This is a genomic window from Nonomuraea longispora (assembly GCF_004348345.1).
GTDB lineage: Bacteria > Actinomycetota > Actinomycetes > Streptosporangiales > Streptosporangiaceae > Nonomuraea > Nonomuraea longispora.
The window spans coordinates 15,211-39,075 of sequence record NZ_SMJZ01000041.1 but is presented as its reverse complement, the minus strand read 5'-3'; the positions used below and the strand labels follow the sequence as shown (position 1 = coordinate 39,075).

At 71.4% G+C, this 23,865-nt stretch carries 27 protein-coding genes and 2 tRNA genes; 13 read left to right on the top strand and 16 right to left on the bottom strand.

What is annotated here, in order from left to right; genetic code table 11:
• Positions 1-63: 63 nt before the first annotated feature.
• Positions 64-1,254 carry a cytochrome P450 gene (locus E1267_RS13660; protein ID WP_132332812.1) on the bottom strand — a complete coding sequence of 397 codons (1,191 nt, stop codon included), beginning with the start codon at positions 1,252-1,254 and terminating at the stop codon, positions 64-66.
• A gap of 123 nt (positions 1,255-1,377) precedes the next feature.
• Here E1267_RS13660 and E1267_RS13655 point away from each other — a divergent pair, with 123 nt between their 5' ends.
• On the top strand, positions 1,378-4,524 hold the full coding sequence (locus tag E1267_RS13655; protein WP_132332811.1) for an AfsR/SARP family transcriptional regulator: 3,147 nt from the start codon (positions 1,378-1,380) through the stop codon (positions 4,522-4,524).
• On the opposite strand, the gene E1267_RS13650 is transcribed toward E1267_RS13655, so the two are convergent.
• The 3 genes from E1267_RS13650 to E1267_RS13640 all read right to left on the bottom strand — a co-directional run bounded on the left by E1267_RS13650 (position 4,508) and on the right by E1267_RS13640 (position 6,967).
• The gene (locus tag E1267_RS13650; RefSeq protein WP_132332810.1) at positions 4,508-5,269 is read right to left on the bottom strand and encodes an ABC transporter permease; all 762 of its coding nucleotides are present in this window, start codon (positions 5,267-5,269) and stop codon (positions 4,508-4,510) included. The genes E1267_RS13655 and E1267_RS13650 overlap by 17 nt on opposite strands.
• Positions 5,266-6,210: an ATP-binding cassette domain-containing protein gene (locus E1267_RS13645; RefSeq protein ID WP_132332809.1), complete on the bottom strand. Its 945-nt coding sequence runs from the start codon at positions 6,208-6,210 to the stop codon at positions 5,266-5,268. The genes E1267_RS13650 and E1267_RS13645 overlap by 4 nt, the downstream gene beginning before the upstream one ends.
• A gap of 304 nt (positions 6,211-6,514) precedes the next feature.
• Positions 6,515-6,967 carry a hypothetical protein gene (locus tag E1267_RS13640; RefSeq protein WP_132332808.1) on the bottom strand — a complete coding sequence of 151 codons (453 nt, stop codon included), beginning with the start codon at positions 6,965-6,967 and terminating at the stop codon, positions 6,515-6,517.
• Positions 6,968-7,135: 168 nt separating this feature from the next.
• Here E1267_RS13640 and E1267_RS13635 point away from each other — a divergent pair, with 168 nt between their 5' ends.
• On the top strand, positions 7,136-7,897 hold the full coding sequence (locus E1267_RS13635; protein WP_132332807.1) for a class I SAM-dependent methyltransferase: 762 nt from the start codon (positions 7,136-7,138) through the stop codon (positions 7,895-7,897).
• A gap of 92 nt (positions 7,898-7,989) precedes the next feature.
• On the opposite strand, the gene E1267_RS13630 is transcribed toward E1267_RS13635, so the two are convergent.
• Positions 7,990-8,928 carry an aldo/keto reductase gene (locus E1267_RS13630; protein WP_132332806.1) on the bottom strand — a complete coding sequence of 313 codons (939 nt, stop codon included), beginning with the start codon at positions 8,926-8,928 and terminating at the stop codon, positions 7,990-7,992.
• Between the two features lie 86 nt (positions 8,929-9,014).
• On the opposite strand from E1267_RS13630, the gene E1267_RS13625 reads away from it, so the two are divergent.
• Complete coding sequence (locus tag E1267_RS13625; RefSeq protein WP_132332805.1) at positions 9,015-9,689, top strand: TetR/AcrR family transcriptional regulator; 675 nt, start codon at positions 9,015-9,017, stop codon at positions 9,687-9,689.
• On the opposite strand, the gene E1267_RS44310 is transcribed toward E1267_RS13625, so the two are convergent.
• Genes E1267_RS44310 through E1267_RS13615 form a run of 3 tightly spaced genes read right to left on the bottom strand, consistent with a single transcriptional unit; the run spans position 9,686 to position 11,638 of the window.
• Entirely contained in the window at positions 9,686-9,844 is a 159-nt protein-coding gene (locus tag E1267_RS44310; protein WP_165959598.1) for a hypothetical protein, read from the bottom strand. The two genes, E1267_RS13625 and E1267_RS44310, sit on opposite strands and share 4 nt — an antisense overlap.
• Before the next feature lie 16 nt (positions 9,845-9,860).
• Positions 9,861-10,520: a response regulator gene (locus E1267_RS13620; protein ID WP_132332804.1), complete on the bottom strand. Its 660-nt coding sequence runs from the start codon at positions 10,518-10,520 to the stop codon at positions 9,861-9,863.
• Complete coding sequence (locus E1267_RS13615; RefSeq protein ID WP_132332803.1) at positions 10,517-11,638, bottom strand: sensor histidine kinase; 1,122 nt, start codon at positions 11,636-11,638, stop codon at positions 10,517-10,519. The genes E1267_RS13620 and E1267_RS13615 overlap by 4 nt, the downstream gene beginning before the upstream one ends.
• A 163-nt stretch (positions 11,639-11,801) precedes the next feature.
• Here E1267_RS13615 and E1267_RS13610 point away from each other — a divergent pair, with 163 nt between their 5' ends.
• Both E1267_RS13610 and E1267_RS13605 read left to right on the top strand, forming a co-directional pair.
• Entirely contained in the window at positions 11,802-12,872 is a 1,071-nt protein-coding gene (locus tag E1267_RS13610; protein WP_220449464.1) for a hypothetical protein, read from the top strand.
• A 5-nt stretch (positions 12,873-12,877) separates the two neighbouring features.
• Complete coding sequence (locus tag E1267_RS13605) at positions 12,878-13,093, top strand: hypothetical protein (RefSeq protein ID WP_132332802.1); 216 nt, start codon at positions 12,878-12,880, stop codon at positions 13,091-13,093.
• 65 nt (positions 13,094-13,158) lie between these two features.
• Here the strand turns inward: E1267_RS13605 and E1267_RS13600 are convergent, their stop codons facing one another.
• Together E1267_RS13600 and E1267_RS13590 are read right to left on the bottom strand one after the other, a co-directional pair.
• Positions 13,159-13,962, bottom strand: a complete 804-nt coding sequence (locus E1267_RS13600) for an aminotransferase class IV family protein (protein ID WP_132332801.1) — start codon at positions 13,960-13,962, stop codon at positions 13,159-13,161.
• Between the two features lie 355 nt (positions 13,963-14,317).
• Positions 14,318-15,121 (bottom strand): class I SAM-dependent methyltransferase, encoded by an 804-nt coding sequence (locus tag E1267_RS13590; protein WP_132332800.1) that lies wholly within the window; start codon positions 15,119-15,121, stop codon positions 14,318-14,320.
• A 57-nt stretch (positions 15,122-15,178) separates the two neighbouring features.
• On the opposite strand from E1267_RS13590, the gene E1267_RS13585 reads away from it, so the two are divergent.
• A complete protein-coding gene (locus E1267_RS13585) occupies positions 15,179-15,793 on the top strand; it encodes a TetR/AcrR family transcriptional regulator (protein WP_246063842.1) in 615 nt (204 codons plus the stop codon).
• 6 nt (positions 15,794-15,799) lie between these two features.
• On the opposite strand, the gene E1267_RS13580 is transcribed toward E1267_RS13585, so the two are convergent.
• Together E1267_RS13580 and E1267_RS13575 are read right to left on the bottom strand one after the other, a co-directional pair.
• Positions 15,800-16,348 (bottom strand): dihydrofolate reductase family protein, encoded by a 549-nt coding sequence (locus tag E1267_RS13580; protein WP_132332799.1) that lies wholly within the window; start codon positions 16,346-16,348, stop codon positions 15,800-15,802.
• A gap of 78 nt (positions 16,349-16,426) precedes the next feature.
• Positions 16,427-17,128 carry a helix-turn-helix domain-containing protein gene (locus tag E1267_RS13575; protein ID WP_132332798.1) on the bottom strand — a complete coding sequence of 234 codons (702 nt, stop codon included), beginning with the start codon at positions 17,126-17,128 and terminating at the stop codon, positions 16,427-16,429.
• 137 nt (positions 17,129-17,265) lie between these two features.
• Between E1267_RS13575 and E1267_RS13570 the strand changes: the two genes are divergently transcribed.
• Entirely contained in the window at positions 17,266-17,757 is a 492-nt protein-coding gene (locus tag E1267_RS13570) for a MarR family winged helix-turn-helix transcriptional regulator (protein WP_132332797.1), read from the top strand.
• Positions 17,758-17,770: 13 nt separating this feature from the next.
• Here E1267_RS13570 and E1267_RS13565 read toward each other — a convergent pair whose 3' ends face one another.
• From E1267_RS13565 to E1267_RS13545, 4 genes are all read right to left on the bottom strand, one after another.
• Positions 17,771-18,142 carry a hypothetical protein gene (locus tag E1267_RS13565; protein ID WP_132332796.1) on the bottom strand — a complete coding sequence of 124 codons (372 nt, stop codon included), beginning with the start codon at positions 18,140-18,142 and terminating at the stop codon, positions 17,771-17,773.
• A gap of 423 nt (positions 18,143-18,565) precedes the next feature.
• Positions 18,566-19,075: an NUDIX hydrolase gene (locus tag E1267_RS13555; RefSeq protein WP_132332795.1), complete on the bottom strand. Its 510-nt coding sequence runs from the start codon at positions 19,073-19,075 to the stop codon at positions 18,566-18,568.
• 19 nt (positions 19,076-19,094) lie between these two features.
• A complete protein-coding gene (locus tag E1267_RS13550) occupies positions 19,095-19,838 on the bottom strand; it encodes an ABC transporter permease (protein WP_132332794.1) in 744 nt (247 codons plus the stop codon).
• Positions 19,819-20,760, bottom strand: a complete 942-nt coding sequence (locus E1267_RS13545; protein ID WP_132332793.1) for an ATP-binding cassette domain-containing protein — start codon at positions 20,758-20,760, stop codon at positions 19,819-19,821. Before E1267_RS13545 ends, E1267_RS13550 begins: the two co-directional genes overlap by 20 nt.
• 257 nt (positions 20,761-21,017) lie before the next feature.
• On the opposite strand from E1267_RS13545, the gene E1267_RS13540 reads away from it, so the two are divergent.
• The 6 genes from E1267_RS13540 to E1267_RS13515 all read left to right on the top strand — a co-directional run bounded on the left by E1267_RS13540 (position 21,018) and on the right by E1267_RS13515 (position 23,806).
• A complete protein-coding gene (locus E1267_RS13540) occupies positions 21,018-21,338 on the top strand; it encodes a P-loop nucleotide/nucleoside kinase family protein (RefSeq protein ID WP_132332792.1) in 321 nt (106 codons plus the stop codon).
• Positions 21,335-22,339 (top strand): GH25 family lysozyme, encoded by a 1,005-nt coding sequence (locus E1267_RS13535; RefSeq protein WP_165959597.1) that lies wholly within the window; start codon positions 21,335-21,337, stop codon positions 22,337-22,339. Before E1267_RS13540 ends, E1267_RS13535 begins: the two co-directional genes overlap by 4 nt.
• A 41-nt stretch (positions 22,340-22,380) precedes the next feature.
• A complete protein-coding gene (locus tag E1267_RS13530; protein ID WP_246063840.1) occupies positions 22,381-22,926 on the top strand; it encodes a C40 family peptidase in 546 nt (181 codons plus the stop codon).
• A gap of 69 nt (positions 22,927-22,995) precedes the next feature.
• Complete coding sequence (locus E1267_RS13525) at positions 22,996-23,226, top strand: transposase (RefSeq protein WP_132332790.1); 231 nt, start codon at positions 22,996-22,998, stop codon at positions 23,224-23,226.
• A 39-nt stretch (positions 23,227-23,265) separates the two neighbouring features.
• Positions 23,266-23,338 (top strand) — tRNA-Thr (locus E1267_RS13520).
• 394 nt (positions 23,339-23,732) lie between these two features.
• Positions 23,733-23,806: transfer RNA gene (locus E1267_RS13515), tRNA-Met, on the top strand.
• The last annotated feature ends 59 nt before the right edge of the window (positions 23,807-23,865 follow it).

The window sequence follows — 23,865 nt, the reverse complement described above, 5'->3', positions numbered from 1 at the left end:
AGTCTGGTCGCCGACGAGATCTCGCCCGTGATCGGGGACCGGGACCCCTGATCACGGCTGCGCTCAGGCGTCCCAGGTGACCGGGAGTCTCTTGATGCCGTGGATGTCGGCGCTCTCCGGGCGCAGGGCGATCTCTTCCTCCGGTGCGGCCGGCCGCAGCGTGGGGAAACGGCCGAGCAGCGCCGTCAGGGCGACCCGCATCTCGACGCGGGCCAACTGCTGGCCCAGGCACTGGTGGATGCCGTGGCCGAAGGCGAGGTGCCCGCCGTCCTGCCTGCGCAGGTCGAGGACGTGAGGGTCGGGGAAGCGCCCGGGGTCGCGGTTGGCGGTGTTGAGCGACAGGATGACCGTCGCGCCGGCCCTGATGCTGTGCCCGCCCACCTCGACGTCCTCCAGCGCGACCCGCAAAAACTGCTTGGCGACGCTCAGGTACCGCAGCAGCTCTTCCACGGCCCGGTCGGCGAGCGCGGGATCGGAGCGCAGCGCCGTCCACTGCGCGGGGTTGCGCAGCAGCGCGAAGGTGCCCAGCGCGAGCATGTTCGCGGTGGTGTCGAGCCCGGCCGCCAGCAGGATCAGGGCGACTCCTCGCAGTTCCTCGTCGGTCAGGTCGGTGTCGGTGAGGTCGCTGAGCACGTCGTCGGTGGGGTCGGCACGTTTGGCGGCCACCAGCTCGGCGAGGTAGCGCTGGGTGGCGGTGTAGGCCGCGATCAGCTCGTCGTCGCTGGTCTCGCCGCCGAGGAACTTGTCGATGTGCTGCTGGAAACGGCCGCGGTCGTCGTACGGCACCCCCAGCAGCTCGCAGATCACGACGGCGGGGATGGGCTTGGCGAACGCGGTCACCAGGTCGACCGGCGGCCCCGCCTGCTCCATGGCGTCGAGGTGTTCGGCGGTGATCTGCTCGACGCGCTCGGTGAGCAGGCGCATCCGGCGTACGGTGAACTTGCCCACCAGCGGCTTGCGGTAGCGGCTGTGCTGGGGGTCGTCCATGAGGAGGAACTCGCCGGGCGGCGCCGGAGGGACCTCGATGTCGCCGTAGTCGATGGTCGGGTGGTGGCGCATGAGCTCCTTGCGCGAGCTGAACCGCGGGTCGGCCAGGATCGCCCGGACCTGGTCATAACCGGTGACCAGCCAGCCCTGATGCCCGTCGGGGAACGTGTAGGGGGTGATGGGCCCGAGCCGGGTCAGCTCCTTGGGCGGGTCGAAGGGGCAGCCGGGCTGACGCGTGGCCGGCATCGTGGTGATGGTGTGCTGCATGGGCGTTCCTTTCGGAGGTCGTGTACGAGTCCACCTTCGCGGACGCCTCTGATACGGGGCCGTCACCGTGCTGACACGGCGGCCCCGGCCGGAATGTCGTGATGGTTCGGCAAAATGAGTGGTGTGCGAGTTGAACTGCTGGGACCGTTCGCGGTGCGGGACCACGACGGCGCCGTGCTGGAGGTCCCAGGGGGGCGGCTGCGCGCGCTGCTCGCCGCGCTCGCCCTGCAACCGGGCCGGATCGTCACCCGCGCCAGGCTGGTGGACTGGATCTGGGGGGACCATCCGCCCTCCGACGAGGTGAACGCCCTGCAGGCGCTGGTGTCCAGGTTGCGCAGGGTGTTGCCGGACGGCGCGATCGAGGCGGATTCCGGCGGATACCGGCTGGCCGTGGCGCCCGACGCCGTGGACGTGTGCCGGTTCGAGCGGCTCGTCGGCCAGGCCCGTGCCGCCGAGCCCGCCGCGCGGGCGGACCTGCTGCGCTCGGCCCTGGCGTTGTGGCGCGGCACGCCCATGACGGGCATCGCGCTGCGGGGCGGCGACGTGTTCGACGCCACGGTCGCCCGCCTGGAGGAGCTCCACCTCGCCGCGCTCGGCGATCGGGTGGACGCCGACCTTCGCCTCGGCCGCGGCCCGGAGCTGGTCTCCGAGCTGACCGGGCTGGTGGCCGCGCATCCGCTGCGGGAGGGGTTCGCGGCGGCGCTGATGCGGGCGCTCGCCGAGGCGGGGCGCGGCAACGAGGCGCTGACCGTGTACGAGCGGACGCGCGTGCGGCTCGCCGAGGAACTCGGCGCCGCTCCGTCGGCCGCGTTGTCCGCGCTGCACACCGCGGTGTTGCGGGGCGAGGTGAGCGCGCGGGCCGAGCATCCCAGGACCAACCTGCGCACCGAGTTGACGAGCTTCGTCGGCAGGGACGACGACCTCTCCGCGGTCGCCGGGCTGGCGGTCAGGCACCGGCTGGTCACGTTGACGGGCGCCGGCGGCTCCGGCAAGACCAGGCTGGCCAGGGAGACCGCCAGGGCCATGCTCGCCGAGTTGCCGGACGGTGCGTGGCTGGTGGAGCTGGCCCCACTACGCGCGGGCGGTGAGCTGGCGCAGGCCGCCCTCACCGCCATCGGCCTGCGTGACCAGCCCCTGCTCGGCGGCGCGCGGGGCGGCGAACCGATGGATCGGCTCGTCGCCGCGGTCCGCGAGCGGGCGATGTTGCTGATCCTCGACAACTGCGAGCACGTGATCGAGGCGGCCGCGGCCTTCGCCGATCGCCTGCTGGGGGAGTCCCGCCGGTTGCGGATCCTGGCCACGAGCAGGGAACCGCTCGGCATCACCGGGGAGGTGCTGTGGCAGGTCGAGCCGCTCGCGCTGCCCTCGCAGGGCGCCGACCCGTCCGACGCGGGGTCGTCGCCCGCGGTGCGGCTGCTGCGGGACCGCGCGCGCCTGGTGCGCAAGGACATGGGCTCCGACGCCGAAACCCTGGCGGCCATGGCGCGGATCTGCCGGGCGCTCGACGGGGTGCCGCTGGCGATCGAACTGGCCGCGGCGCGGCTGCGTACGATGTCCGTCGACCAGCTGGCACGCCGGCTCGACGACCGGTTCCGCCTGCTGACGGGCGGCAGCCGTACGGCGCTGGCCCGGCACAAGACGCTGCGCGCGGTCGTGGACTGGAGCTGGGACCTGCTGACCGAGGCCGAACGCGGCGTGCTGCGGCGGTTGTCGGTGTTCGCCGGCGGGGCGAGCCTCGAAGCGGCCGAACGGGTGTGCGCGGACGCGACGGTCGCCGGCGAGCAGGTGCTCGAACTGCTGACCGCGTTGATGGAGAAGTCGCTGCTGCTCGCCGACGGGGAGGACGCGCCACGCTACCGGATGCTCGACACGATCAGGGAGTACGCGGCGTACCGGCTGGCCGAGGCGGGGGAGAGCGAGGCGGCGCGCTCGGCGCACCTCGCCTACTTCACCGAGCTGGCCGAGACGGCCGATCCGCACCTGCGCGGAGCCGAGCAGCTGGAGTGGCTGTCCACGCTGCAGGCCGAGCACGACAACCTCACCGCGGCCCTGCGCGGCGCGATCGCCGACGGCTGGGCCGAGGAGGCGATGCGGCTGGCCTCCGCCGCGGGCTGGTACTACTTCCTCAGCGGGCACAGGGCCGAGGGCGCCGAGCTGAGCATCGCGGCGGCCTCGCTGGACGGTGAGGCGTCCGACGAGGTGCGGGCGCTGGCGTACGCGACCGTGGCCAGTTTCGTCACCTCCGCCCCGGGCCGCGACCAGTTCCAGGCGGAGAAGTGGATCCACGAGGCGCACCGGCTGACCCAGCGCGTCGGCCGGCGCCGCCACCCCATGCTCGGGTTCGTCGCGCCGCTGGAGCGCATGTTGCAGGTGCCGATGGCGTTCCTGCCGGCGTTCGAGCCGCTCATCGCCGACGACGATCCATGGGTACGCGCGCAGGCCAGGCTCGCCCGCGGCCGGTTGCGGCTGACGCTCGACGGCGACGAGACCGGCGTGGACACCGACGGCGGGACAGCCCTGGCCGAGTTCCGCGCGCTCGGCGACCGATGGGGGATCTCGCTGGCGCTGACGTTCCTGGCCGAGCGGCTCGCGATGCGCGGCGAGCTCGCACGCGCGTGCGAGCTGTACGAAGAGGCGGCCGCTGCGCTGGCCGAGGTGGGCGCGACCGAGGACGTGGTCGAGCTGCGGGCGCGGCAGGCCCTGCTGTACTGGCTGCTCGGCGACGAGCGCTCCAGCACCGCCGCCATGGCCGAGGCGCAGCGCTACGCCGACGGGATCGCCTGGCCCGACACGCTGGCCGAACTGGCGCTCGCGAAGGCGCGACTGGCACGCTGGCGCGGCGATCGGGATCAGGCACACCGCCTTCTGGCCACGGCGTGGACCGTGCAGCCCGGCTCGGAGATGACCAGCTCCCTCCGCGCCGCGGTCCAGCACCTGTACGGTTACCTCACCGACGACCCCGGCAAGGCCCGCGCGCACCGGGCCGAGGCGTTCCGCGCGGCCGTGGAGACGGCGTATCCGCCGCTGATCGCCGAGGTGCTGGTCGGCCTCGCGGACCTCGCGCTGCGCCAGGGGCAGGACGAGCAGGCCGTACGCCTGCTCGCGGCGAGCGACGCCGTACGCGGCACGCCGGATCTTTCGCTGCCGGACGCCGCGAGGATCGCCGCCGACGCGCGGAGCCGCCTCGGTGAGACCGTGTTCGCGGAGGCGGCCCGTGACGGCCGGCGGCGGGACTGGCGTGAGCTGGCCGAGATCACCCTCGCCTCGTGAACGACGTGCGCGCCCACAGGTAACCGACGAGCGTGAGCCCCACACACCAGGCGATCGCCGTGACGGCCGGGCCCGCCTCCGGCGTGCCGCTCAGCAGCCCGCGCAGCGTCTCGATGATCGGGGTGAACGGCTGGTACTCCGCGAACTGCCGCGCCCCGGGCCCCATCGTCCCGGCCGGCACGAACGCGCTGCTCAGGAAGGGCAGGAGCATGAGCGGGACGGCGGCCAGGCCCGCGCTCTCCGGCGTCTTCGCCGCGAGACCGAACGCGACGGTCAGCCACCCGATCGCCACCACCGTCAGCACGACGATGCCGATCACGCCGAGCCACTCCGGCAGGCCCGCCGACGGCCGGAAGCCCATCAGGAACGCGACCCCGACGACGAACGCGATGGCCACCAGGCTGCGCAGCATGGTCGCGACCACGTGCGCGTTCAGCACCGCGGCCCTGGACACCCGCATGACGCGCAGCCGGTTGATGAACCCGCTCGTCATGTCGGAGTTCACCGCGATCGCGGTGGGACTGATGCCGTAGCAGACGGTCGTTATGATCAACCCGGGAGTCGCATAGTCGGCGTAGCCGACCCCGACGTCGAACGCGCCGCCCAGGATGTAGACCATCAGGAACATCAGCACGATCGGCATGACGACGGCGTTGAACAGGGCCACCGGATTGCGCGTCGAGTGCCGGAAGTTGCGCCGCAACATGGTCGCGGAGTCGGCCAGGGAAGCTGTGACGCCGTTCATCGTGCGTCAGCCTCCTTGGGGCTGTGGCCGGTGAGGGCGAGAAAGACGTCGTCGAGGTCCGGTGTGTGCACCGACAACTCCTCGGCTTCGACGGAGTGCGCGTCGAGCCGGTCGAGCAGCGCCCGCAGCGCCCGCACCCCGCCGTCGCCGGGCAGCCGCAGGGCCAGCTCCTCGTCGTCCCTCGTGGACTCGCGCAGCACCCGCGCCGCGACGTCGAGCTCGTGGCGATCGGCGAACCGCAGCCGGACGTGGCCGCCGGGAACCCGGCGCTTGAGATCGCCGGAGGTGCCCTCCGCGACCAGCCGGCCCTGATCGAGCACGGCGATGCGGTCGGCGAGCTGGTCGGCCTCGTCGAGGTACTGGGTGGTGAGGAAGATCGTCGTGCCGTCGGCGACGAGCTCCCTGACGATCTCCCACATGGTACGGCGGCTGCGCGGGTCGAGCCCCGTGGTGGGCTCGTCAAGGAAGATGATCCGCGGCGTGCCGACCAGCGTCATGGCCAGGTCGAGCTTGCGGCGCATGCCACCGGAGTAGGACGCCACCGGCCTGCCCGCCGCCTCCACCAGCTCGAACCGGTCGAGCAGCCGGCTCGCGGCCCGTCGGCCCTCCGCCCGGGGCAGGTGCAGGAGGTCCGCCATCAGCAGCAGGTTCTCCTCGCCGGTGAGCAGGTCGTCCACCGAGGCGAACTGCCCGGTGACCCCGATCGCCGCCCGCACCGCGCTGGTCTCCGTGACGACGTCGTGCCCGGCCACCACCGCCTTGCCCGCGTCGGGGGTCAGCAGCGTGGTCAGCACGTTCACCGTGGTCGTCTTCCCCGCGCCGTTCGGCCCGAGCAGGGCGAAGATCGTACCGGTTCGGACCTCCAGGTCGACGCCGTCCAGCACGACCTTGTCTCTGTACGCCTTGCGCAGCCCCGAGGCCGCGATCGCTGAACCGTTCATGGTGTCCACCATCGGCGGGCGCCCTGACACCGAACCGTTGCCGTGCTGACATGACCCGGCCCCCGGACGTCAGTCGATCCAGTGGAACCAGGCGTCGAAGACGGTGCGAGGCGTATCCGGAGCCGTCATGCCCGAACTCGGCGTGATGAACGCTCAGCTGCGGCATGCACTCGAGATCGGCGACGACCCACCGGAGGAACCCCGCGGGGATGCCGGACGGCGTTACCCGGTCCGGCATCACCCTCGCCTCGTGAACGCGCACGTTCACCGGCAGCCGACAGGCGCGAGCCCGCCGGTCAGGACGTCATACCTTCCAGGTGCTGGTGCACTTGGCGGCGCTGCCTCCGAGGCCCGGCTGCTTCGTGCAGGCCTTGTACAGCCAGTTGGCCTTGGCCCGGTGCGCCTGGCTGTAGGTCGTGTTCTTGATCGACTGCGACGGCGAGTTTTGCCACTTCTTCGTCGAGGGGTTGTAGACCGACAACCACACATTGTTGCCGTTCGCCCCGGAGTTCTTCGGGACGCGGGCCCAGATGTAGGTGTTCGCCCCCCACTTGCCCGCGCGAAGCTGCAGCGTGTAGGTCCTCTTGGCGACGGTGACGCTCTTCGTCGTCAGGTTGCCGACGCCGGTGGCGTGCCTCGGCGCGTCCTTCGACCAGTAACCCGCCGCCTGGGCGCTGGAGGCCGCCATGACGAGCGCGGCCGACGCCGCCAGCGCGACAGTGCCCACGGACGCGATGCGCCCCACGATGTTCCGCATGTGTGCGATCTTCTCCTTCTCGCGACCCGATAGGTCCGCGTGGATTTTCCGGCCGGTCCGACGTTAGGGAACGGCGGTATATCCGCGGTATGCCACCCGCGCGGCGAGCCTTCGTCGCCACCACGAGCCCGGCCCGCGGCCCAGGCGGTTTCGTGCCAGGATCTCGGCATGTCGAGTCGCGCATTGAGCTTCGGGGCGATGGCGGAAGCGTACGAACGGTTCCGACCGGGTTATCCCGTGCGGCTGGTCGACCTCGTGACGGCGTACGCGGGCCGGCCGGTGCGGACCGCCCTCGAAATCGGCGCCGGCACGGGCAAGGCGACCCGTCTGTTCGCCCGGCGAGGAGTCACCGTCACCGCGACGGAGCCTGATGCGGCCATGCTCGCCGAGCTGCGCGCACACGTGCCGGCGAACGTCGGCACCGTGCGGTCCGCCTTCGAGGACCTGCGACCCGGCGAACGGTACGAACTGGTCTATGCGGCGGCGGCGCTGCACTGGACGGACCCGGAGAACCGGTGGCCTCGCATGGTCGCGCTGCTGGAGCCGGGCGGCGTGTTCGCCTCGTTCGGCGGCCCCGTCCAGTTGGCCGACCCGGCCGTGGAGGCGGCGGTTCGCGCGGCGCGGTCACCGTTCCTCGCCACCGACGAGGTGCCGTCGCCGGACGGCACGCCTCCGGAGCAGCACATGCAGTGGCCGGGCACAGAGCTCCAGCGGTCCGGATGGTTCGAGGACGTCCGGCAGTCCGTGGTGGAACGGCGGCTCACGATGAGTGCCCGCGACTACGTCGGCTATCTCTCGACCGTCTCGGCCTACCTCGTGCTGCCGGCCCATGAGCAGCGGGAGGTGTTCGGCCGGATCGTACGCGTCCTGCCCGCGACCGTCGAGGTCACGGCCGACGTCACCGTGCACCTCGCGCGCCGACGCCCATGACCGGCCGGGACGTCCTGACGATCGACACCGTCACGGTGCTCCCAGCCCGGTGAGCACCGTTCTGGCCCGCGAGGGCGATGAGCCGTGGTCCGTCAGAGCCGTATGTCGGCGGAGCGCGACGGTACGGCGTCCAGCGTGGCCAGGGTCGCGTCGTCGAGCGTGATGGCTCCCGCGGCCACGTTCGCCTCAAGGTGGGCCGGGTTGGCCGTGCCGGGTATGAGCAGCACGTTCGGGGCGTGCCGGAGGAGCCAGGCGAGGCCGAGCTGCGACGGGGTGCAGCCGATGGACGCGGCCACGTCGCGCACCGCCGGCTCCTCGGCCACCTTCGGCATCTGCGGGAACGCGCCGCCGAGCGGGAAGAACGGCACCCAGGCGATCCCCTCCTCCGCGCAGAGCTCGACGAGGTCCTGGTCGTCGCGGGTCACGAGGCTGTACGCGTTCTGCACGCAGGCGATGCCCGCCGGGATCGCCCTGCGCAGCCCGTCGGCGGTCACGCTGCCCAGCCCGAACGCGCCGATCTTGCCTTCGTCGCGCATCGCGGTCATGACCGCGAGCTGGTCGTCGAGGTCGACCACCTGGTCGCCCGCGGGTTGGATGCCCGGACCGATGTCGAGCCGCCGGAGGTTCACGACGGGAAGCTGGTCGACGCCGAGGCTCCTGAGGTTGTCCTCGACGCCGGCCCGGAGCTCTTCGGGGCGCTGCGCGGCTCGGAGCGGGAGGGGGCCGTCGGGGTCGGGGTCGGCGCCGATCTTGGTCACGACGACGACGCCGTCCTCGGGGCGGATCGTGTCGCGGATGAGCTTGTTGACGTAGCCGTTCCCGTAGAACTGGGCCGTGTCCATGTGGTCGACGCCGAGCTCGACGGCGCGGCGGAGCAGCGTGACGGCGGCGCCGCGGTCACCGTGCAGGCGTTCGAGCTGCATCGCGCCGAAGCCGACGCGGGAGACGGTGTGGCCGGCGAGCCGGCCGGAGCCGCCGGGACGCGCGACGCCGGTGGCCGTGACGTCGGACGATGAGGTGCCGGTGGGCATGATGGAAGTCCGTCCTCGTGTGGATGGCCAGAAAGCGGAGGCTCCTCCGCTAATGTGACTGTAGCACTATCGGAGGTGCCTCCGCTTTGACTTCTCCCGAAACCACGCCGTCCGCGGCGCGAACGAACCAGCCCGACCGCCCCGACCCCGCCGACCGCCGCAACCCCGTCGACCGCGCTGACCCCGCCGGCCGACCCGACAGGCCTGTTCGCGCCCATGCCCGGCGCAACCGCGGGAAGCTGCTCGCCGTCGCGCGGGCCGCCTTCGCAGCCGCCGAGGACACCGTGTCGCTCGAAGGCATCGCCCGGGACGCCGGCGTCGGCATCGGCACGCTCTATCGCCACTTCCCCACCCGCGAGGCGCTCGTCGAGGCCGTCTACTCCGCCGAGCTCGACGACGTCACCGCGAGCGCCGCGACCCTGCTCGACGAGTTCACGCCCGAGGTCGCACTCCGTGAGTGGATGAACCGCTACGCGGCGTTCGTCGCCACGAAACGCGGGATGGTCGACACGCTGCGCGCCGGCTGGGCCTCCGGGCGGATCGCGACGCCGACGACCAGGGAGCGCATCACCGCCGCGATCGGAACGATCCTCGCCGGTGGCGCTCAGGCGGGCACGCTCCGCGCGGACGTCGATGCCGATGACGTCACCGCGATGCTCCTCGGGGTGTTCCTGTCCACGGCCGCGAGCGACAGGTGGGAGCAGACGGGCCGGCTGCTCGACCTCGTCATCGACGCGCTCCGCCCGCAGGGGGCTCCCTAGTCGCTGCCGGTCACGAAGCTCTGGACGGCCACCACGGCCCCGCCGCGCGCCCATTCGCGGAAGTCGTCCGCCTCGATCACCACATCGGCCGAGCCTGGCACGCCGCGGGCATCGCCGTGCCGCCGCTCTTCCCCGACCAGTCGGTGCTCGTCCACCTCGAAGCGGTGGCGGCTAGGGCGTGACGGCGCCGCTCTCCCAGGCCCAGACGGCGATGTCCACGCGGTTGCGGGTGCCCAGCTTGCGCTGGATGCCGGCGACGTGGTTCTTGACCGTGCCGGGAGAGATGAACAGGGCGGCGGCGATCTCGGCGTTGGTCCGGCCGCGGGCGACCAGCCGGGCGATCTGCAGCTCGCGCCCGGTGAGTGGCGGCTCCCCGCGCGCCGCCCTGGCCGGGGGCGGCAGCAGGTGCCGCAGGAGGCGCACGGTGACCTGCGGGCTGATGAGGGTCTCACCGGACATCGCGGCGCGCACGGCCTCGGCCAGCAGCGTCGGGCCCGAGCGTTTGAGCAGGAAGCCGCAGGCGCCGTTGCGCAGCGCGCTGTAGACGTACTCGTCGAGGTCGAACGTGGTGACGACCACCACGCGCATGGGGTCGGCCACGTCGGGCCCGGCGAGCCGGCGGGTCACTTCGAGCCCGTCGACCCCGGGCATGCGGATGTCGGCGAGCACGACGTCCGGGCGCAGGTGACGGGCCTGTTCGAGCGCGGTGGCGCCGCACGCGGCCTCGGCCACGACGGTCATGTCGGGCTGGCTGTCGAGAATGATCCGGAACGCATGGCGGATGTTCTCCTGATCGTCGGCGATCAGGATCCGCGTCGGCCTGAGGTTCATGCGCGGGCCTGCCGGGTGGGTAAGGGCGCGGACGCCAGCGGAAAGGTGGCGGCGACGCGCCATCCGCACGGAGCATGCGGGCCGGCGGTCAGCGTGCCGCCGAGCGCTTCGACCCGTTCCGCCAGACCCGCCAGGCCACGGCCCCCGTCGTGGAGCCCGTCGTGGAGCCCGCCGTGGAGCCCGCCGTGGGTCACGCCACGGGTCACGCCACTGGGCGCGGGCCCGGTGGTGGCGTCGTCGGTCACGGTGACCTCCAGGGCGTCGCCGGCCGGGGTGCGACGGACGCTCACCTCCACCCGGCTCGCCGTCACGGCGTGCCGGCGTACGTTGGTCAGCGACTCGACGACGACCCGGTAAGCAGTCGCGGCCACCTCCCGGGGCACGCCGTCCGCCGCGTCGACGTCGAGATGGACCGTCGCGGAGCCCGACGACGAGAACCTGCCGGCCAGCTCCCTCAGACCGGCCAGGCCGGGCAGCGGCGTGCGGTGAGCCGGCTGCTCGGCGGCGAGGTCGTCCTCGTGCAACATCCGCACGGTGCGGTCCATCGACGCCAGGGCCTGCTGCGCGGCGTGCTCGATGCGCCGGAACACCGACGCCGACTGCCGCGGGTCCTGCTCGGCGAGGATCTGGCCGGCCTGGGCCTGGGCGAGCATCTCGCTGACGTCGTGAGCCACGAAGTCGTGCAGGTCCTGGGCGAGCTGCGCGCGCTGCGCCTGGCGGGCCGCTCGCACGGAACGGGCCCGCCGCTCGTCCAGCGAACGCAGATAGAGCCCGACCATGGCCGCGAGCAGCGCGGACAGCACCCAGACGGCGAAGCCGGCCACCGCAGCCAGAGTCGGCGGCCCCGTGCCGAAACGCAGCAGGAGGACCGGCAGGGCGACGCCCGCCGGCCCCACGGAGAGCAGGGCGTGACGGGCGGGCGCGACGCGAACCGTCACCATGATCAGGACGAGCAGGGCGGCGGACTCGCCGAGCAGCCAGCCGCCGGCGGGGGCGTCCTGCCGGTGCTCCCGCCCGAGCAGCAGCAGGCCGGCGGTCGCGGTCAGCGACACCACGCCGGCCGCGCCCGTGACCGCCGCGGCCCGCTGACGCCACCACAAGGCTCTTCCCGCACGCACATCCCGAGCTTAGACATCCAGCCCCGCACTCCACCTGTGCCGAACGGCACATTCCGCGCCCGAACCCGTACGCCGCCGTGCCGGCCGGCCCATGGGCGGCCCGCCTCGTCGCCCCGAAGCTGGTCAGGGACGTGATCGAGACAGTGGGGGTGTGATGAGGCACGTGTACCGCCTTCTGGCGAGCTGGCCCGCCTGGTCCGCGTACGCGGCGGCCGGGTGGTCGGCGCTCTATGGGGCGCTGGGGCTCTACTGGGCCTTGGGCGGCGGCGGGTTCCCGTTCGCGCCCGTCGAGGACGACCGGGCGACGGGGTCGATCCTGGAGGGCAGCCAGGCAGGGTCGGTCGCGCCGGTCATGGCCGCCGCCGGGCTGGTCGGCGTGGCGGCCGCGCTGGCCATGGCCCGGCGATGGGGGCGTGCGCGCACGATGCTGCTCGTCCTCGGGTGGACCCTGGCCGGCACGCTCGCCCTGGTGGTCCAGGACTACACCCTCCTCGTGCTGGTCGCCTTCGCTCCGTTCCTGCTGGTGTTCGCCTTCACCGGGGTTCCCGGTCCGCAGGAGGGCATCGGGGACATCCTGTACTGGCACCGGGTCAACCTGATCATCATGTTCGCCGGCGGGGTGCTCTGGGCCCTGGCCACCCTCGCCCACCAGCGCCGGACCCGCCGGGCCTGCGCGCACTGCGGCAGGGGCGGCAAGGACGCCGGGCGCTGGACGACGCCGGAGGCCACGCGCCGCTGGGGCCGGTGGGCCGTGTACGTCGCGTGCGCCGCGCCCGTGCCGTACGAGATCACGAGGATCGCCTGGTACCTCGGGATCCCGCTCGGCATCTCCGACGACTTCCTCCGCATGATGCGGGAGACGCCCGGCATGGCGGAGGTGGGACTCGGCTGCGCCCTCGCCTCGATCGGCGGGGCAGTCCTGACCCACGGCCTGATCCGCAGGTGGGGGGAGGTCTACCCGCGCTGGATCTGGTTCAGGGCGGGCGAACGTGTGCCGCCGGCGCTCGCGGTCGTCCCGGCGTCCCTCGTGGCGCTCGCCGCGATCCCGGCCGGCCTGATGAACCTGCGCATGGGCTTCGACGCCGGCCGGACGTGGGCCATGAACGGGCCCGGCGTGCTCTGGATCGTCTGGGGCGCCGCGCTCGCCGCCGCCGCGTGCGCCTACGGGCTGCGCCGCCGGCGGCCCTGCCGCCACTGCGCCCCGGCGACGGGGCAGGAGGTCCCGGCGAGGTGACGGTGGTGGCTACTACAACCCCGGCTGCGGCCCTCCTCGGCGGGCTGCGGCTGGTGGCCGGGCATCGCGCGTTGCGCAGCCTGCTCGGCCTGGCCATGCTGTCGGGCTTCCACGTCATCCCCGAGGCGATCGCGGTGCCGTACGCCGCCTCGTTCGGCCTGGGCACCCCGGTACTGCTGGCCTGGAACAGGGCCGTCAGGGCGTCGCCCCCGCGCACGTGATCACAAGGCCATCCGCACTTCGGCCCGACCCCGGGGCCGTGGCGGCACGGACGACCGACGGGGCGCTACGGCGCGGTGAGCGGTTCGGCCTCGTACGCCTCGTGCAGCACCTTCACGAAGGACGGCGCCACTGGCAGGGACGCGGCGCCGATCCGGTGCACGGCCAGGCCCGGCGTCCACGAGTTCAGCACCACCGCGCCCGCCAGCGACGACAGGTCCGCGAGCCCGACCTCCTCGACGCGCTGGGGCACGCCGAGGCGGTCGAGCTGCCTGCGTACGATGCCCATCGTGGTCCCCACCAGCATCTCCGCCTCGGGCCACACCACCCCCGAGCCGTCCCAGAAGGCCAGGTTCCAGATCGAGCCCTCGCTGAGCCGCCCCCGCCGGTCGACGAAGGCGGCGTCGTCGAAGCCGCGGGCGACGGCCTGGCGGAGGTAGTACGTCTTGGCCGCCTCCCCGACCTGCTTGACGGCCGGCAGGAACCGTTCGTGCTCGAAGGCCGCCAGGGCGAGCGGCCCCGCCGGGCCGGTCGCGGGGGGCCCGGTGCGTACGAGCAGCTCCGGCTCCTCCTCGGCCGACGCCACGGTGAAGTCGCCGGCAGGGGGGTACACCGTGGCCCGCAAGGACAGGTCCGCGGGGCCCGCCCGGAGCGCCGCCCGCAGGCAGGCGCGTACGCGGTCGTCGGGCACGGCCCGGCCGAGCAGCTCCAGCGAGGCGGAGCGCAGCCGTTCCAGGTGGAGGTCGAGCCCCCGCACCCGGCCGCCACGCACCTGCATGGCGGTGAAGTGGGCGTAGCCGGCGAAGGCGAGCGGCGCCAGGTCGCCGGCGCTCGCCGCGTGGCCGTCGCGGTGGACAACGAAGGAAGACATACGTCGCTCCAGCATGCTCAACAGATGGAATGTCCGTGACAACGGCGACGTTACGGCCTCACATCGATGGAAAGGCCAACCCGCATGCTGATCGGTGAGTTGTCCCGGCGCACCGGGGTCAGCACCCGCCTACTGCGCTCGGGTTGGTCCGCAGTGCTCCGGCCTTGCCGGGGGTGAAGCGGTCCGCCTCTACCCGACCGCCGGTCAGCGTCAAGGGGCGAGCGTCCCGACATCGAGTGGTGCGCCGAGTTGTGGGACATCCTGAACGGCGAACTGGCGACCATGGACCGGCGCATCGACGATCTTCAGAGCGGCCGCGACCTTCTCGCCGGGTTCCTGGCACGGCCCTGAGTCGTCAGGCGGTCCGTGCCGCGGTGACCACCACGGCGGTGTAGTGCATCGTGAAGGCGCCGCCCACCGCGTCGATCGCGGCCCCCATGCCGGACAACACCTCGTCCAGTTCGGCGGCCGGGAGCCGGTTGTTGCCTCCGTGTGTGGGGGTCTGGTCCAGCCACTCGTCCCGGGTGTAGGTGTGCTCCCAGTCGAAGTGCCACCGCTCCGGTTCGCCGAATGCGCCTGCCTGGCGCATCCCGTCCGTGGCCGTGTCGCACATCGCGGAGTACGCCTCGGTGAGGGGCTTCGTGGGGTCGTGGACCGGCGTCTCGGGCAGCACCCGGCGATAGATCGCGGCGAAGGCCTCGGCCAGGTCGGGGGGAGGCTGGAACGCGTTCCAGAACAGCGCCAGCCGTCCTCCGGGACGCAGCACCCGCGCGGCCTGGGCGGCGCCCGCGACCGGGTCGACCCAGTGCCAGGCCTGCGCGGCGGCGACCGTGTCAAAGGTGCGGCCCGCCGGGTCCCAGTCCTCGAACGTCGACACCTCGGTCTCGACCCCGGTCTGCCTGGCCAGGGCGGCCATGCGCGGGTCGGGCTCGACGCCGAGCACCTGGCATCCGGCGGCCTGAAACTGGCGGGCGGCGATGCCGGTGCCGCTGCCGACGTCGAGGAGGAGCGGCCCGGGGCCGGCGGCGACGATCCGCTCGACCAGGGCGTCAGGGTAGCGCGGGCGGGTGCGGTCGTAGCGTTCGGCGTCGGTGCCGAACGACTCGGCGACCTGACGGAGCCGATGGGGCTGGTTGCTTTCCGTCGGTGAAGTGGGCATGTGCCCACTCTAATGGGCGCATGCCCACTCAGCTAGCCTGGAGGTCCGGTTACGCTGATGGAGGAACGCACGGTGCCGACTGGGGTGGCCCTGCGCGACGTGCGCGACCAGCTGTTCAACGCCGCCGAGCGGGTCCTGCTCCGGGCCGGCCCCAGCGGGCTGACCAGCCGGGCGGTCACCAGCGAGGCCGGCTGCGCCAAGGGTGTGCTGCACCGGCACTTCGCCGACTTCGACGCCTTCCTCGCCGAGCTCGTGCTCGACCGCGTCGGCCGGATCGAGGCCCAGGCCGTCGCCCTGCTCGACCGCACCGGCACCGGCACCGTCGCCGGCAACCTCACCGCGGCGCTGACCGGCGTGTTCGAGTCGGTCGCCGTGGCCATCGTCGGCCTCATCACCTTCCGCGACGAGCTGCGCGCCCGGCTGCGCCGGACCCGGCCGGCGGGGGTTCCGCTCCTGGCCGAGGCCACCGCGATGATCGCCTCCTACCTCGCCGCCGAGGTCGAGATGGGCCGCATCGCGGTGGACGCCGACGTCGACACGCTCGCGCTCACGCTCGTCGGAGCCGCGCACCTGCTCTACGCCGGCAGGGAAGGCTCCCCGCCGGACCCCGCCGCCGTCGAGAAGGTCGTGACCACGGTCATCGCCGACGTCGTGCAGCGACGGCTGCTCTGAGGCCGCTCAGCCGGCGTCGGGGACGTACGCCAGGTTCAGCACGCCGGTCCGGAAGGTCTCCGACCTGACCAGCTTCAGCGGGTGTGTCGGGGTGTCCTCGAACAACCGCTGGCCGTGGCCGACGGCGATCGGGTGGACGAGCAGGTTGAGCTCGTCGAGCAGCCCGTTGGCCAGCAGCCATCGTACGGTCGTCGCCGAGCCGGACATCTGGACGTCGCCGCCGCTGATCTCCTCCTTGATCTCGCGCAGCCCGGCCGCGACGTCACCGGAGACGATGGTGGTGTTGCCCCAGTCGGCCTTCTGCAGGCTGTTGGACACGACGTACTTGCGGGCGTTGTTGAGCAAGGCGGCCACCTCCGGGTCGGCGTCCGTCGACGTCCAGTAGGTGGACCACTCGTCGTACAGTCTGCGGCCCATCAGCATCGCCGCCGCGCTCTGCATGCCCGCCTCGACCACGGCGCCCATCTCGTCGTTCCAGTACGGGAAGTGCCACTGGTCCGGCGACTCGACCACGCCGTCGAGGGAGATGAAGAAGCTCGAAATGATCTTGGCCATCGCTGGGCTCCCTAGCCGTTGGAGTTGTCAGAAGGTGTCGCTCAATGCGTCGATGTGAACGGTATGCGGGCGGAGTTCTCACGTCTTGTACAGAAGCGACAGAGGTTCGTCCGGGGCCGGGACGCTCAGCTGCGTGGCGGTCCGCCCGACGTACCGGGTCAGCGACCGCGCCAGATGCGGCTGGTCGAAGTAACCGAGCCGGTGGATCACGTCGTGGACCGGCGTGCCGTCCTGGATCAGCAGCGCCGCCTGCCGGGCACGGGCGATGCGCTGGACGGCGCCCCGGGTGAGGCCGGTCGCCGCCACGAAACGCCGCTGGACGGTGCGTTCCGACACGTCCGGTGTGGCGCCGTGGAGCACCGTGGCGACGATCGGGTCGCGGTCCAGCACCGCCTCGCGCACCATCCGCCGTACGAACTCCTCGGCGTTGTCGTAGCCGGGCAGGCGCCAGGTGGAGCCCTTCAGCCAGAACGACCTGCGCGTCGCGCCGGGGATCTCCACGGCCCCGTCGACGAGCAGGCGGCCGGGAAGGTGGGGCATGGACGTGCCCAGCGAGAAGGTGATCCCGAAGAACGTCGCGTCCTCGGGCACGCCGGCGGCGCTCGCCGACCTCTCGGGCCCCCGGACGGCCACGCTGACCTCGCCGCGGTGTTCCCAGAACACCAGCTCGTGATGCGCGGTCGCGATCGACGTCATGCGGGCGACGTCATGGCTGGTGCTGCGCCACACCCGCTCGATGTACGGCGAATCGGACGGCCGGCTCTCGACGTGCAACCCCATCCGGGTCCTCCTCCTCTGCCGAAAAGGCACCACCGAGCAGGCAGTCTGGCACGGATTCCCCAGGAGGTGCAGGGCTCCGGGCGGCGAATCCCGCCGAGAATCAACAGGGTTTATATAAGTGCTGTTACAATGGCCTCATGACGGATGACGACCCCACCAGCGAGAGCCTCTGGCGGCCGCTGCGGACCCTGCAGGCGTCGATGGACGCCGACATCGCCCGGCTCTACTCCGAGAAACAGATCGACGGCCTCAAACCGAGCTTCGTGATGGAGTTGCTCCGGCTCAACGCCCTGGGCCCGATGACCATCACCGAACTGGCCGAGTCGGTCGGACGGACCCACTCGGCGCTCAGCCAGAAGGTGGCCGCCATGCGCGAGGCAGGTTGGGTCCAGACCGTGACCGGCGAGGACGCGCGCAGCAAGAAGGTCACGCTCACCGACCACGCCCGCGCGGTCGTCGGCCGCCTCGCGTCGGAGTGGCGGGCCACCGAGGCGGCCCTCGCCGACATCGAGGCCGAGATCCCCTACCCGCTCACCCAGGTGGTCACCGACATCGAGCAGGCCCTGTCCCGCAAGAGCTTCCACGACCGCATCGCCGAGAAACTGGCGCAGGACCCCGCGTGGCAATGACGGGCGTGCCCGCTCAGCGCGGAAGGGTGCCGGTGTACGCCGCCCAGTCCGCCGGGTGCGCCATCCCCTTGCGCACGGGCACCTTCCGGACGGCGCCCGCCTCGTCTATGACGATGCGGTTGCCCTCCATGCGCGGGCTCCCGCCCGCGCTGACGGGGAACCTGCGTTCGGCCGGCCCGACCGGCGCGGTGAGGACGATGGCCTGGGGCTCGACCCGGAAGTACGGCCGCCGCAGATAGATGACGCCGAGTCCGGCGACGATCAGCCCGACGACGATCGTCGGGCTGAAGGTCCCGAGCAGGAAGAGCCAGAGCTGCAGGAGGACCAGGACCGAGCCCAGGATCAGGAACGTCCAGCCCAGCAGCGGGTTGTAGCGGATCTTCATGGAGGAAGCAGTCCTTCTCCGGCGGATGGTGCGGGCTCACGATCCTTGCCGCCCGCGCCCTCGGAGGCAAGCGTCGCGGGGAGCCGAGCCGAGCCGTGACCTCCACGAGACGTCCGAAGGCCGCCAGCGCCGTCCCCGATCCGCCGCAAAGGTGGTGGTGCGCGCCGTCACCGACACGCAAACCCGCATCGAGCCGAACATCCTCCACTTCGGCACCCCCGTGGTCCCCATCTCCTCCATGAACGAGGACGGCACCGCGGGTCCGGGTGCACGAGGAGATCCGCATGGCCGGTACGGACGACCGCGTCGCCCCGGACACCTGGCGCCCCTCATCATGAGCTTCCAGAAGGTGTACGGCCTCGGCCCGCAGGCCACCCGTCCACGCTTGCGCGGATCCCCGAGCGGCTCTACCGCAGCGCCGACCTAGAGCGGGCCCGCGGTGTCCAGCAGGGCCAGCCATGACCGGCCGGCGCACACCCGGGTGATCTCCTCGACCTCCAGCCACCCGGCCCCCGTGGCCTCCGACCCGGCGGGCGGCTGGGTCGGGGAGCCCAGGGCCGGGAGTGCGGCACGGAACATCACCATGTACGTCAGCGGCGGGTAACGGTAGCCGTCGGGCGCCGGGGCGAGCAGCTCGATGCGTTCCCAGGCGAAGACGGACAGCGCGGACGGGGGCAGGCGCAGGCCGGTCTCCTCGTACAGCTCGCGGACCGCGGCGTCGACCGCGGTCTCGCCGGGTTCGAGGTGGCCGCCGGGGATGTCCCAGCCGCGCCGGTCCACGCGCGTCATGAGGGTTCTGCCCGCACGGTCCGACACGAACGCGAACGCGCACGTCGTCTGCTCCAGCGGCGGGACGGACTCGCACCGCATCAGGTCCATGCGGTGCGCCACGGGGATGTAGGAGAGCGTGCCGGTCACGACCAGGTGAGTCATGCCTCCATCGTGCCCGCGATCAGACGCCCCGCCGCATGGCCCGGTTGCCCAGGTAGAGGCCGACGGCGGCCACCGCGCAGGCGGCGGCGGTGCCGTACAGGACGGACAGGTTCGCGAGGTCGCCGGCGAACAGCGCGCGCTGGGCGTCGACGACGTAGGTGACGGGGTTGGCGTACCCGATGGTCTGCAGCCAGGCGGGGGCGGCGTCCAGGGGGAGGAGCACGCCCGAGCACAGGAGCAGCGGGAACATGATCGACTGGCTGACGATGTAGAACAGGGTGCCGCCGGGCGCCGACTTGATGGCGAGGACGAACGAGAGGGAGCCCAGCCCCACCCCGAAGATCACCAGCTGCACCAGGCCGGTCAGCACGCCCACCGGATGGAGCTCGAAGCCCAGGGGCAGCGCCAGCAGGATGATCAGCACCGCCTGGACCAGCAGGACGATCATCTCCTTCATGGTCCTGCCGACCAGCATCGCCGTGCGGTTGAGCGGGGTGACCATCATGCGCTCCATCGAGCCGCCGATCAGCTCGACCAGCAGCGTGTAGCCGGCGGCCAGCGGGCCGGTCAGGCACATCATGACCAGGATGCCCGGCACGAACCACTGCCACGACGAGCCGACCGTGCCGTCCAGCAGCGACCCGAACAGGAACAGGAACAGCAGCGGCTGACCCATCTCGAAGAGCAGCCCGACGGGCTCGCGCAGGGACGGTTTGACCTCGCGCGAGAAGACGGTGGTGGTGTCACGCAGGAATGTCGTCATCGGTGAGGCTTCTCCCGGTAAGAGCGAGGAACACGTCGTCAAGGGTGGGGCGGGCGGTCTCGGCGGTGGTGACCTTGATGCCGGCGCCGTCCAGGGTGCGGAGATAGTCGGGCAGCGCGGCGGCGGCGTTGGGCACCTGGAGACGTACGGTGGTGCCGGTCGCTGTCCCGTCGCCGATGCGGGCGGCCGTCCGCGCCTCCCGCTCGGTGCTGGTGGTGATGGTGATGTGGTCGCCGGCGAGGTCGTTCTTGAGCCGTTCGGCGGTGCCGTCCGCGATGATCCTCCCGCCGTCGATGATCACCACGCGCTCGGCCATGTTGTCGGCCTCCTCCAGGTAGTGCGTGGTGAGGAAGAGCGTCGTGCCGAACGTCTCCCGCAGCCGCAGGATGTGCTGCCAGATGTCGGCGCGGCTCTTCGGGTCGAGGCCCGTCGAGGGCTCGTCCAGGAAGAGCAGGCCGGGGCGGTGGATCAGACCGAGAGCGATGTCCAGGCGGCGGCGCTGGCCGCCGGACAGGGTGCCGGGTTTGCGTCTGGCCAGCGGACGGAGGTCGAGCAGGTCCAGCAGTTCGTCCGCGCGGGCGGCGGCGTCGCGGATGCTCAGGCCGTAGCAGCGGCCCTGGGTGACGAGTTCGTCGCGGACGAGGAAGTTCTCGCCCGCGCTGTTCTTCTGGCCGACGTAGCCGATGCGGAGGCGGACGGCGGCCGGGTGCGAGGCCACGTCGTGGCCCGCCACCGTGGCGGTGCCGGAGGTGGGCGGAAGCAGGGTGGTGAGCATGCGCAGGGTGGTGGACTTCCCTGCGCCGTTGGGGCCGAGGAACGCCACGAGCTGGCCGGCCTCCACATCGAGATCGATGCCGGCGACGGCGGTGACGGTCTCCTTCTTGACCTTGAATTCTCGGGTCAGGCCCCGGGCGTGGATCATGGTCGGTCTCCTCCGGGCATGGCAAAGAAACCCCTGGTCGGGGCGGGGGTCGGGAATGAGTCCAGTCTGAGGAGGAAAACCCTCTTTGGCAAACGCGAACATGACGTACACATACGGCGCTGACCTGCGGAAACGACGTAGTCGACGTACACCCCGCGGAAGCCGATTTCGGGGCTCTGAGGTGCGGTTATCCCGATGCTGGAGAAAATCTGTTTCGACAGGGCTCTCGGCCGCCGCTTCTGGCAGCATGTCGGGTCATGCGCAGGCTCACCGTGCTGGTGAACGGGCTGCCGGGAGCGGGGAAGACCACACTGGCCCGCGCGCTCGGCCGCGAACTCGGGCTGCCGGTCTTCTCCAAGGATGCCCTCAAGGAGACGCTGGCGAGGAGCCGGTACGAGCGGCGCGCGCGGCACTCGATCCACCAGGACGCCGAGGTCGATGACGAGCGGTGGCGGGAATGGTCGGCGGCGGCGCGGCCGCTCGCGCTGGGGCCGGTCTATTCAGTCGATACGTCAAAGAGCGTGAATATAGCTCGACTTGCGGATTTGTGTGCAGCTCCGCAAGGATCTCCGGCGTGAAACGTCTGTGGTTGTCCATGGTGATCGCGGCGACCGGGATGACGGGAGTCGCCGAGGCCGACGGCGGAGTCCGTGGGGTCGACGTCAGCGACCGGACCGGTGACGTCGACTGGGAGAACGTGGCCCTGGGCGGCGGGAAGTTCGCGTTCGTGCAGGCCACCGAGGGCGCCGACTACCGCAACCCGCGTTTCGACGGACAGTTCGGCGGTGCCGCGGAGGCGGGCCTCTACCGCGGCGCCTATCACTATGCGCAACCTCATGAATCCGATGGGAGAGCACAAGCCGACTATTTCCTCCAAAATGGCGGCGACTGGATCAGCGACGGCCAAACCCTCCCCGGAGTCCTCCACCTGGAGGACAATCCGTACAAAGACAAGAACGGCAAGAACTCCTGCTATGGCCTGTCCACGAAGGGCATGGTCGCCTGGATCAAGGAATTCACGGTCAAATACCGCCGGGCGTCTGGCCGGCACGCCATCATCCACACCACGACGAGCTGGTGGCGGACCTGTACGGGGAACTCGGCCGCGTTCGCGTCCAACCCCCTCTGGCTGGCCCGCTGGGGGAGCGATCCGGGGTCGCTGCCGAAGGGCTGGAAGCGGCACACGTTCTGGCAGTCGGCGGACAAGGGCACGCTGGCCGGCGGCCAGAACTCGTTCAACGGCAGCGAGTCCCGGCTCAGGGCGCTGGCCAACCCGCCGGCCGAGGTGATGGTCTCGGGCGAAACCATGAGCAGGACGTCGTACAAGGTGGTCGTGACGAACACCGGCCCCTACCCGGTCAAGGACATCAAGGTGTCCGGGCGCGCGTTCGGCGGGCAGCGGGTGGTCGAGGCGCCGGCGTGCAAGTTCAGCGGTACGGCGGTGACGTGCCGGGTCAAGGAGCTGCCGAAGGCGAAGAAGGTGCTGTTCGTGTTCACCACCAAGCCCAGGAAGGCGAAGGGCACGGTCGGCATGAACATCACCGTCGGTTCGGTGAAGCTCACCCTTAAAGCCCGATAAGGCAGGATGTATCCCAAGACCCGGCTATAAGGGGTGTTTGGGTGAAGCGGCGGTCAGCGGTGGCGGCAGCGCTGATCCTGCTGACCGCCACGGCCTCGATGCCGCTCGGCCTGCCCCTCCCGCCCAGGATCGTCCAGCTCGCCTACGAGATCGAGCGGCACGGCATCGCGTACGCCTGGGGCGGCGGCCACGCCGGCGAGCCGGGACCGTCGAAGGGCACCTGCCGGGGTTACCGAGGGAAGATCAAGCCGTGCCCGGCGGCCAGGACGCGCGGCCTCGACTGCTCGGGGCTGACCCGGTGGGTGTACGCGCTGGCGCACGGCAGGGACGTGCTGGGACCGGGCAACACCGACGCGCACGTACGCAGGATGCGCCGGGTGAAGTCCCCGAAGCCCGGGGATCTGGCGTTCTTCGGCAAGATCACCAAAAAGACCGTCAAGACCCATCACGTCGGCATCTACCTGGGTAATGGAACGATGATGAACGCGCCCGAGACCGGGGCCATCGTGCGCGTCGACGACATCGCCGAGAAGAAGAATTTCGCCGGCTTCTACCGCTACCGCCCGCCACCTACGGGATCCCGCTGACCATCCGGTATGCCGGAAACGCATGTGGCGGCCGGAAATTGAGAGACCCGACGGCTAATGTGTGCCGCTATGGACAGGCGATGGGTCGGCCTCGACGGCTACGAGGTCCTGCCGGCCATCCGGGCCGGCCGGCAGGTGCTACGCGTGCGCAGGCACGGGTGCTTGATCGCCGACTGCACGTCGGTCGCGCAGGTGGCCAGGCTGGTCGATCTGGCCGAGTTGTGCGAGGTGATCGAGCTGCCCGCACGGCGCCACGCGGAGGCGCCCGTGGAGGCCGGAACAAGTTCGCATCAGGGCTGAGCGCCGTGTATGGTTACACCTGTCCGCAGCGACGGACAGGCCCCTATAGCTCAGTCGGCAGAGCGTCTCCATGGTAAGGAGAAGGTCAACGGTTCGATTCCGTTTGGGGGCTCGCAATCCCGACAGGCAGAACGCCCGGTCCGCACACGCGGTGCCGGGCTTTTCTCGTTGCCCTGGCCCGCCGGCCGCCCCGTTGAGCTGCTGAGAAACTTCCCCGCGACCAGCGAACGGGAGATCACCGCGCGGGGCGACCTGTGCCTGCCCGTCCCGGTAGCAACCGAACGCCTGCGTCGCCGACAACGGGGAGATAGTTGATATATCCGACTTGTATGGGTCGGCGGAGGAGTCTATCGTCGCTGGTGACGTGCGAGCCCCCGCTGCGCTCCCGATTTCTGGTCGCCGGGGTTTCTGAGGCATACTAGAGATCCCGCCCGATGGAGCGAGTTGCTGATGTGCTCGCCGCGTCGGGTATTCTCTACGATGGCCGGTGTCGTTGACCGGCTCAAGGCGGAGTAGCTCAGTCAGGCAGAGCAAACGGCTCATAATCGTTGTGTCGCCGGTTCAAGTCCGGCCTCCGCTACTGCCCATTCCCAGGTCACCGGCCTGGGCACGGGCCTGTCCATGTCCCGAACGTAGAAA

What these genes read in the sequence shown, in the direction of transcription:
- E1267_RS13660 (WP_132332812.1), bottom strand. Translation starts at nt 1,254, where the DNA reads ATGCAGCACACCATCACCACGATGCCGGCCACGCGTCAGCCCGGCTGC.
- E1267_RS13650 (WP_132332810.1), bottom strand. Translation starts at nt 5,269, where the DNA reads ATGAACGGCGTCACAGCTTCCCTGGCCGACTCCGCGACCATGTTGCGG.
- E1267_RS13645 (WP_132332809.1), bottom strand. Translation starts at nt 6,210, where the DNA reads ATGAACGGTTCAGCGATCGCGGCCTCGGGGCTGCGCAAGGCGTACAGA.
- E1267_RS13640 (WP_132332808.1), bottom strand. Translation starts at nt 6,967, where the DNA reads ATGCGGAACATCGTGGGGCGCATCGCGTCCGTGGGCACTGTCGCGCTG.
- E1267_RS13635 (WP_132332807.1), top strand. Translation starts at nt 7,136, where the DNA reads ATGTCGAGTCGCGCATTGAGCTTCGGGGCGATGGCGGAAGCGTACGAA.
- E1267_RS13630 (WP_132332806.1), bottom strand. Translation starts at nt 8,928, where the DNA reads ATGCCCACCGGCACCTCATCGTCCGACGTCACGGCCACCGGCGTCGCG.
- E1267_RS13620 (WP_132332804.1), bottom strand. Translation starts at nt 10,520, where the DNA reads ATGAACCTCAGGCCGACGCGGATCCTGATCGCCGACGATCAGGAGAAC.
- E1267_RS13600 (WP_132332801.1), bottom strand. Translation starts at nt 13,962, where the DNA reads ATGTCTTCCTTCGTTGTCCACCGCGACGGCCACGCGGCGAGCGCCGGC.
- E1267_RS13590 (WP_132332800.1), bottom strand. Translation starts at nt 15,121, where the DNA reads ATGCCCACTTCACCGACGGAAAGCAACCAGCCCCATCGGCTCCGTCAG.
- E1267_RS13585 (WP_246063842.1), top strand. Translation starts at nt 15,179, where the DNA reads ATGGAGGAACGCACGGTGCCGACTGGGGTGGCCCTGCGCGACGTGCGC.
- E1267_RS13580 (WP_132332799.1), bottom strand. Translation starts at nt 16,348, where the DNA reads ATGGCCAAGATCATTTCGAGCTTCTTCATCTCCCTCGACGGCGTGGTC.
- E1267_RS13575 (WP_132332798.1), bottom strand. Translation starts at nt 17,128, where the DNA reads ATGGGGTTGCACGTCGAGAGCCGGCCGTCCGATTCGCCGTACATCGAG.
- E1267_RS13570 (WP_132332797.1), top strand. Translation starts at nt 17,266, where the DNA reads ATGACGGATGACGACCCCACCAGCGAGAGCCTCTGGCGGCCGCTGCGG.
- E1267_RS13565 (WP_132332796.1), bottom strand. Translation starts at nt 18,142, where the DNA reads ATGAAGATCCGCTACAACCCGCTGCTGGGCTGGACGTTCCTGATCCTG.
- E1267_RS13555 (WP_132332795.1), bottom strand. Translation starts at nt 19,075, where the DNA reads ATGACTCACCTGGTCGTGACCGGCACGCTCTCCTACATCCCCGTGGCG.
- E1267_RS13550 (WP_132332794.1), bottom strand. Translation starts at nt 19,838, where the DNA reads ATGACGACATTCCTGCGTGACACCACCACCGTCTTCTCGCGCGAGGTC.
- E1267_RS13545 (WP_132332793.1), bottom strand. Translation starts at nt 20,760, where the DNA reads ATGATCCACGCCCGGGGCCTGACCCGAGAATTCAAGGTCAAGAAGGAG.
- E1267_RS13540 (WP_132332792.1), top strand. Translation starts at nt 21,018, where the DNA reads ATGCGCAGGCTCACCGTGCTGGTGAACGGGCTGCCGGGAGCGGGGAAG.
- E1267_RS13525 (WP_132332790.1), top strand. Translation starts at nt 22,996, where the DNA reads ATGGACAGGCGATGGGTCGGCCTCGACGGCTACGAGGTCCTGCCGGCC.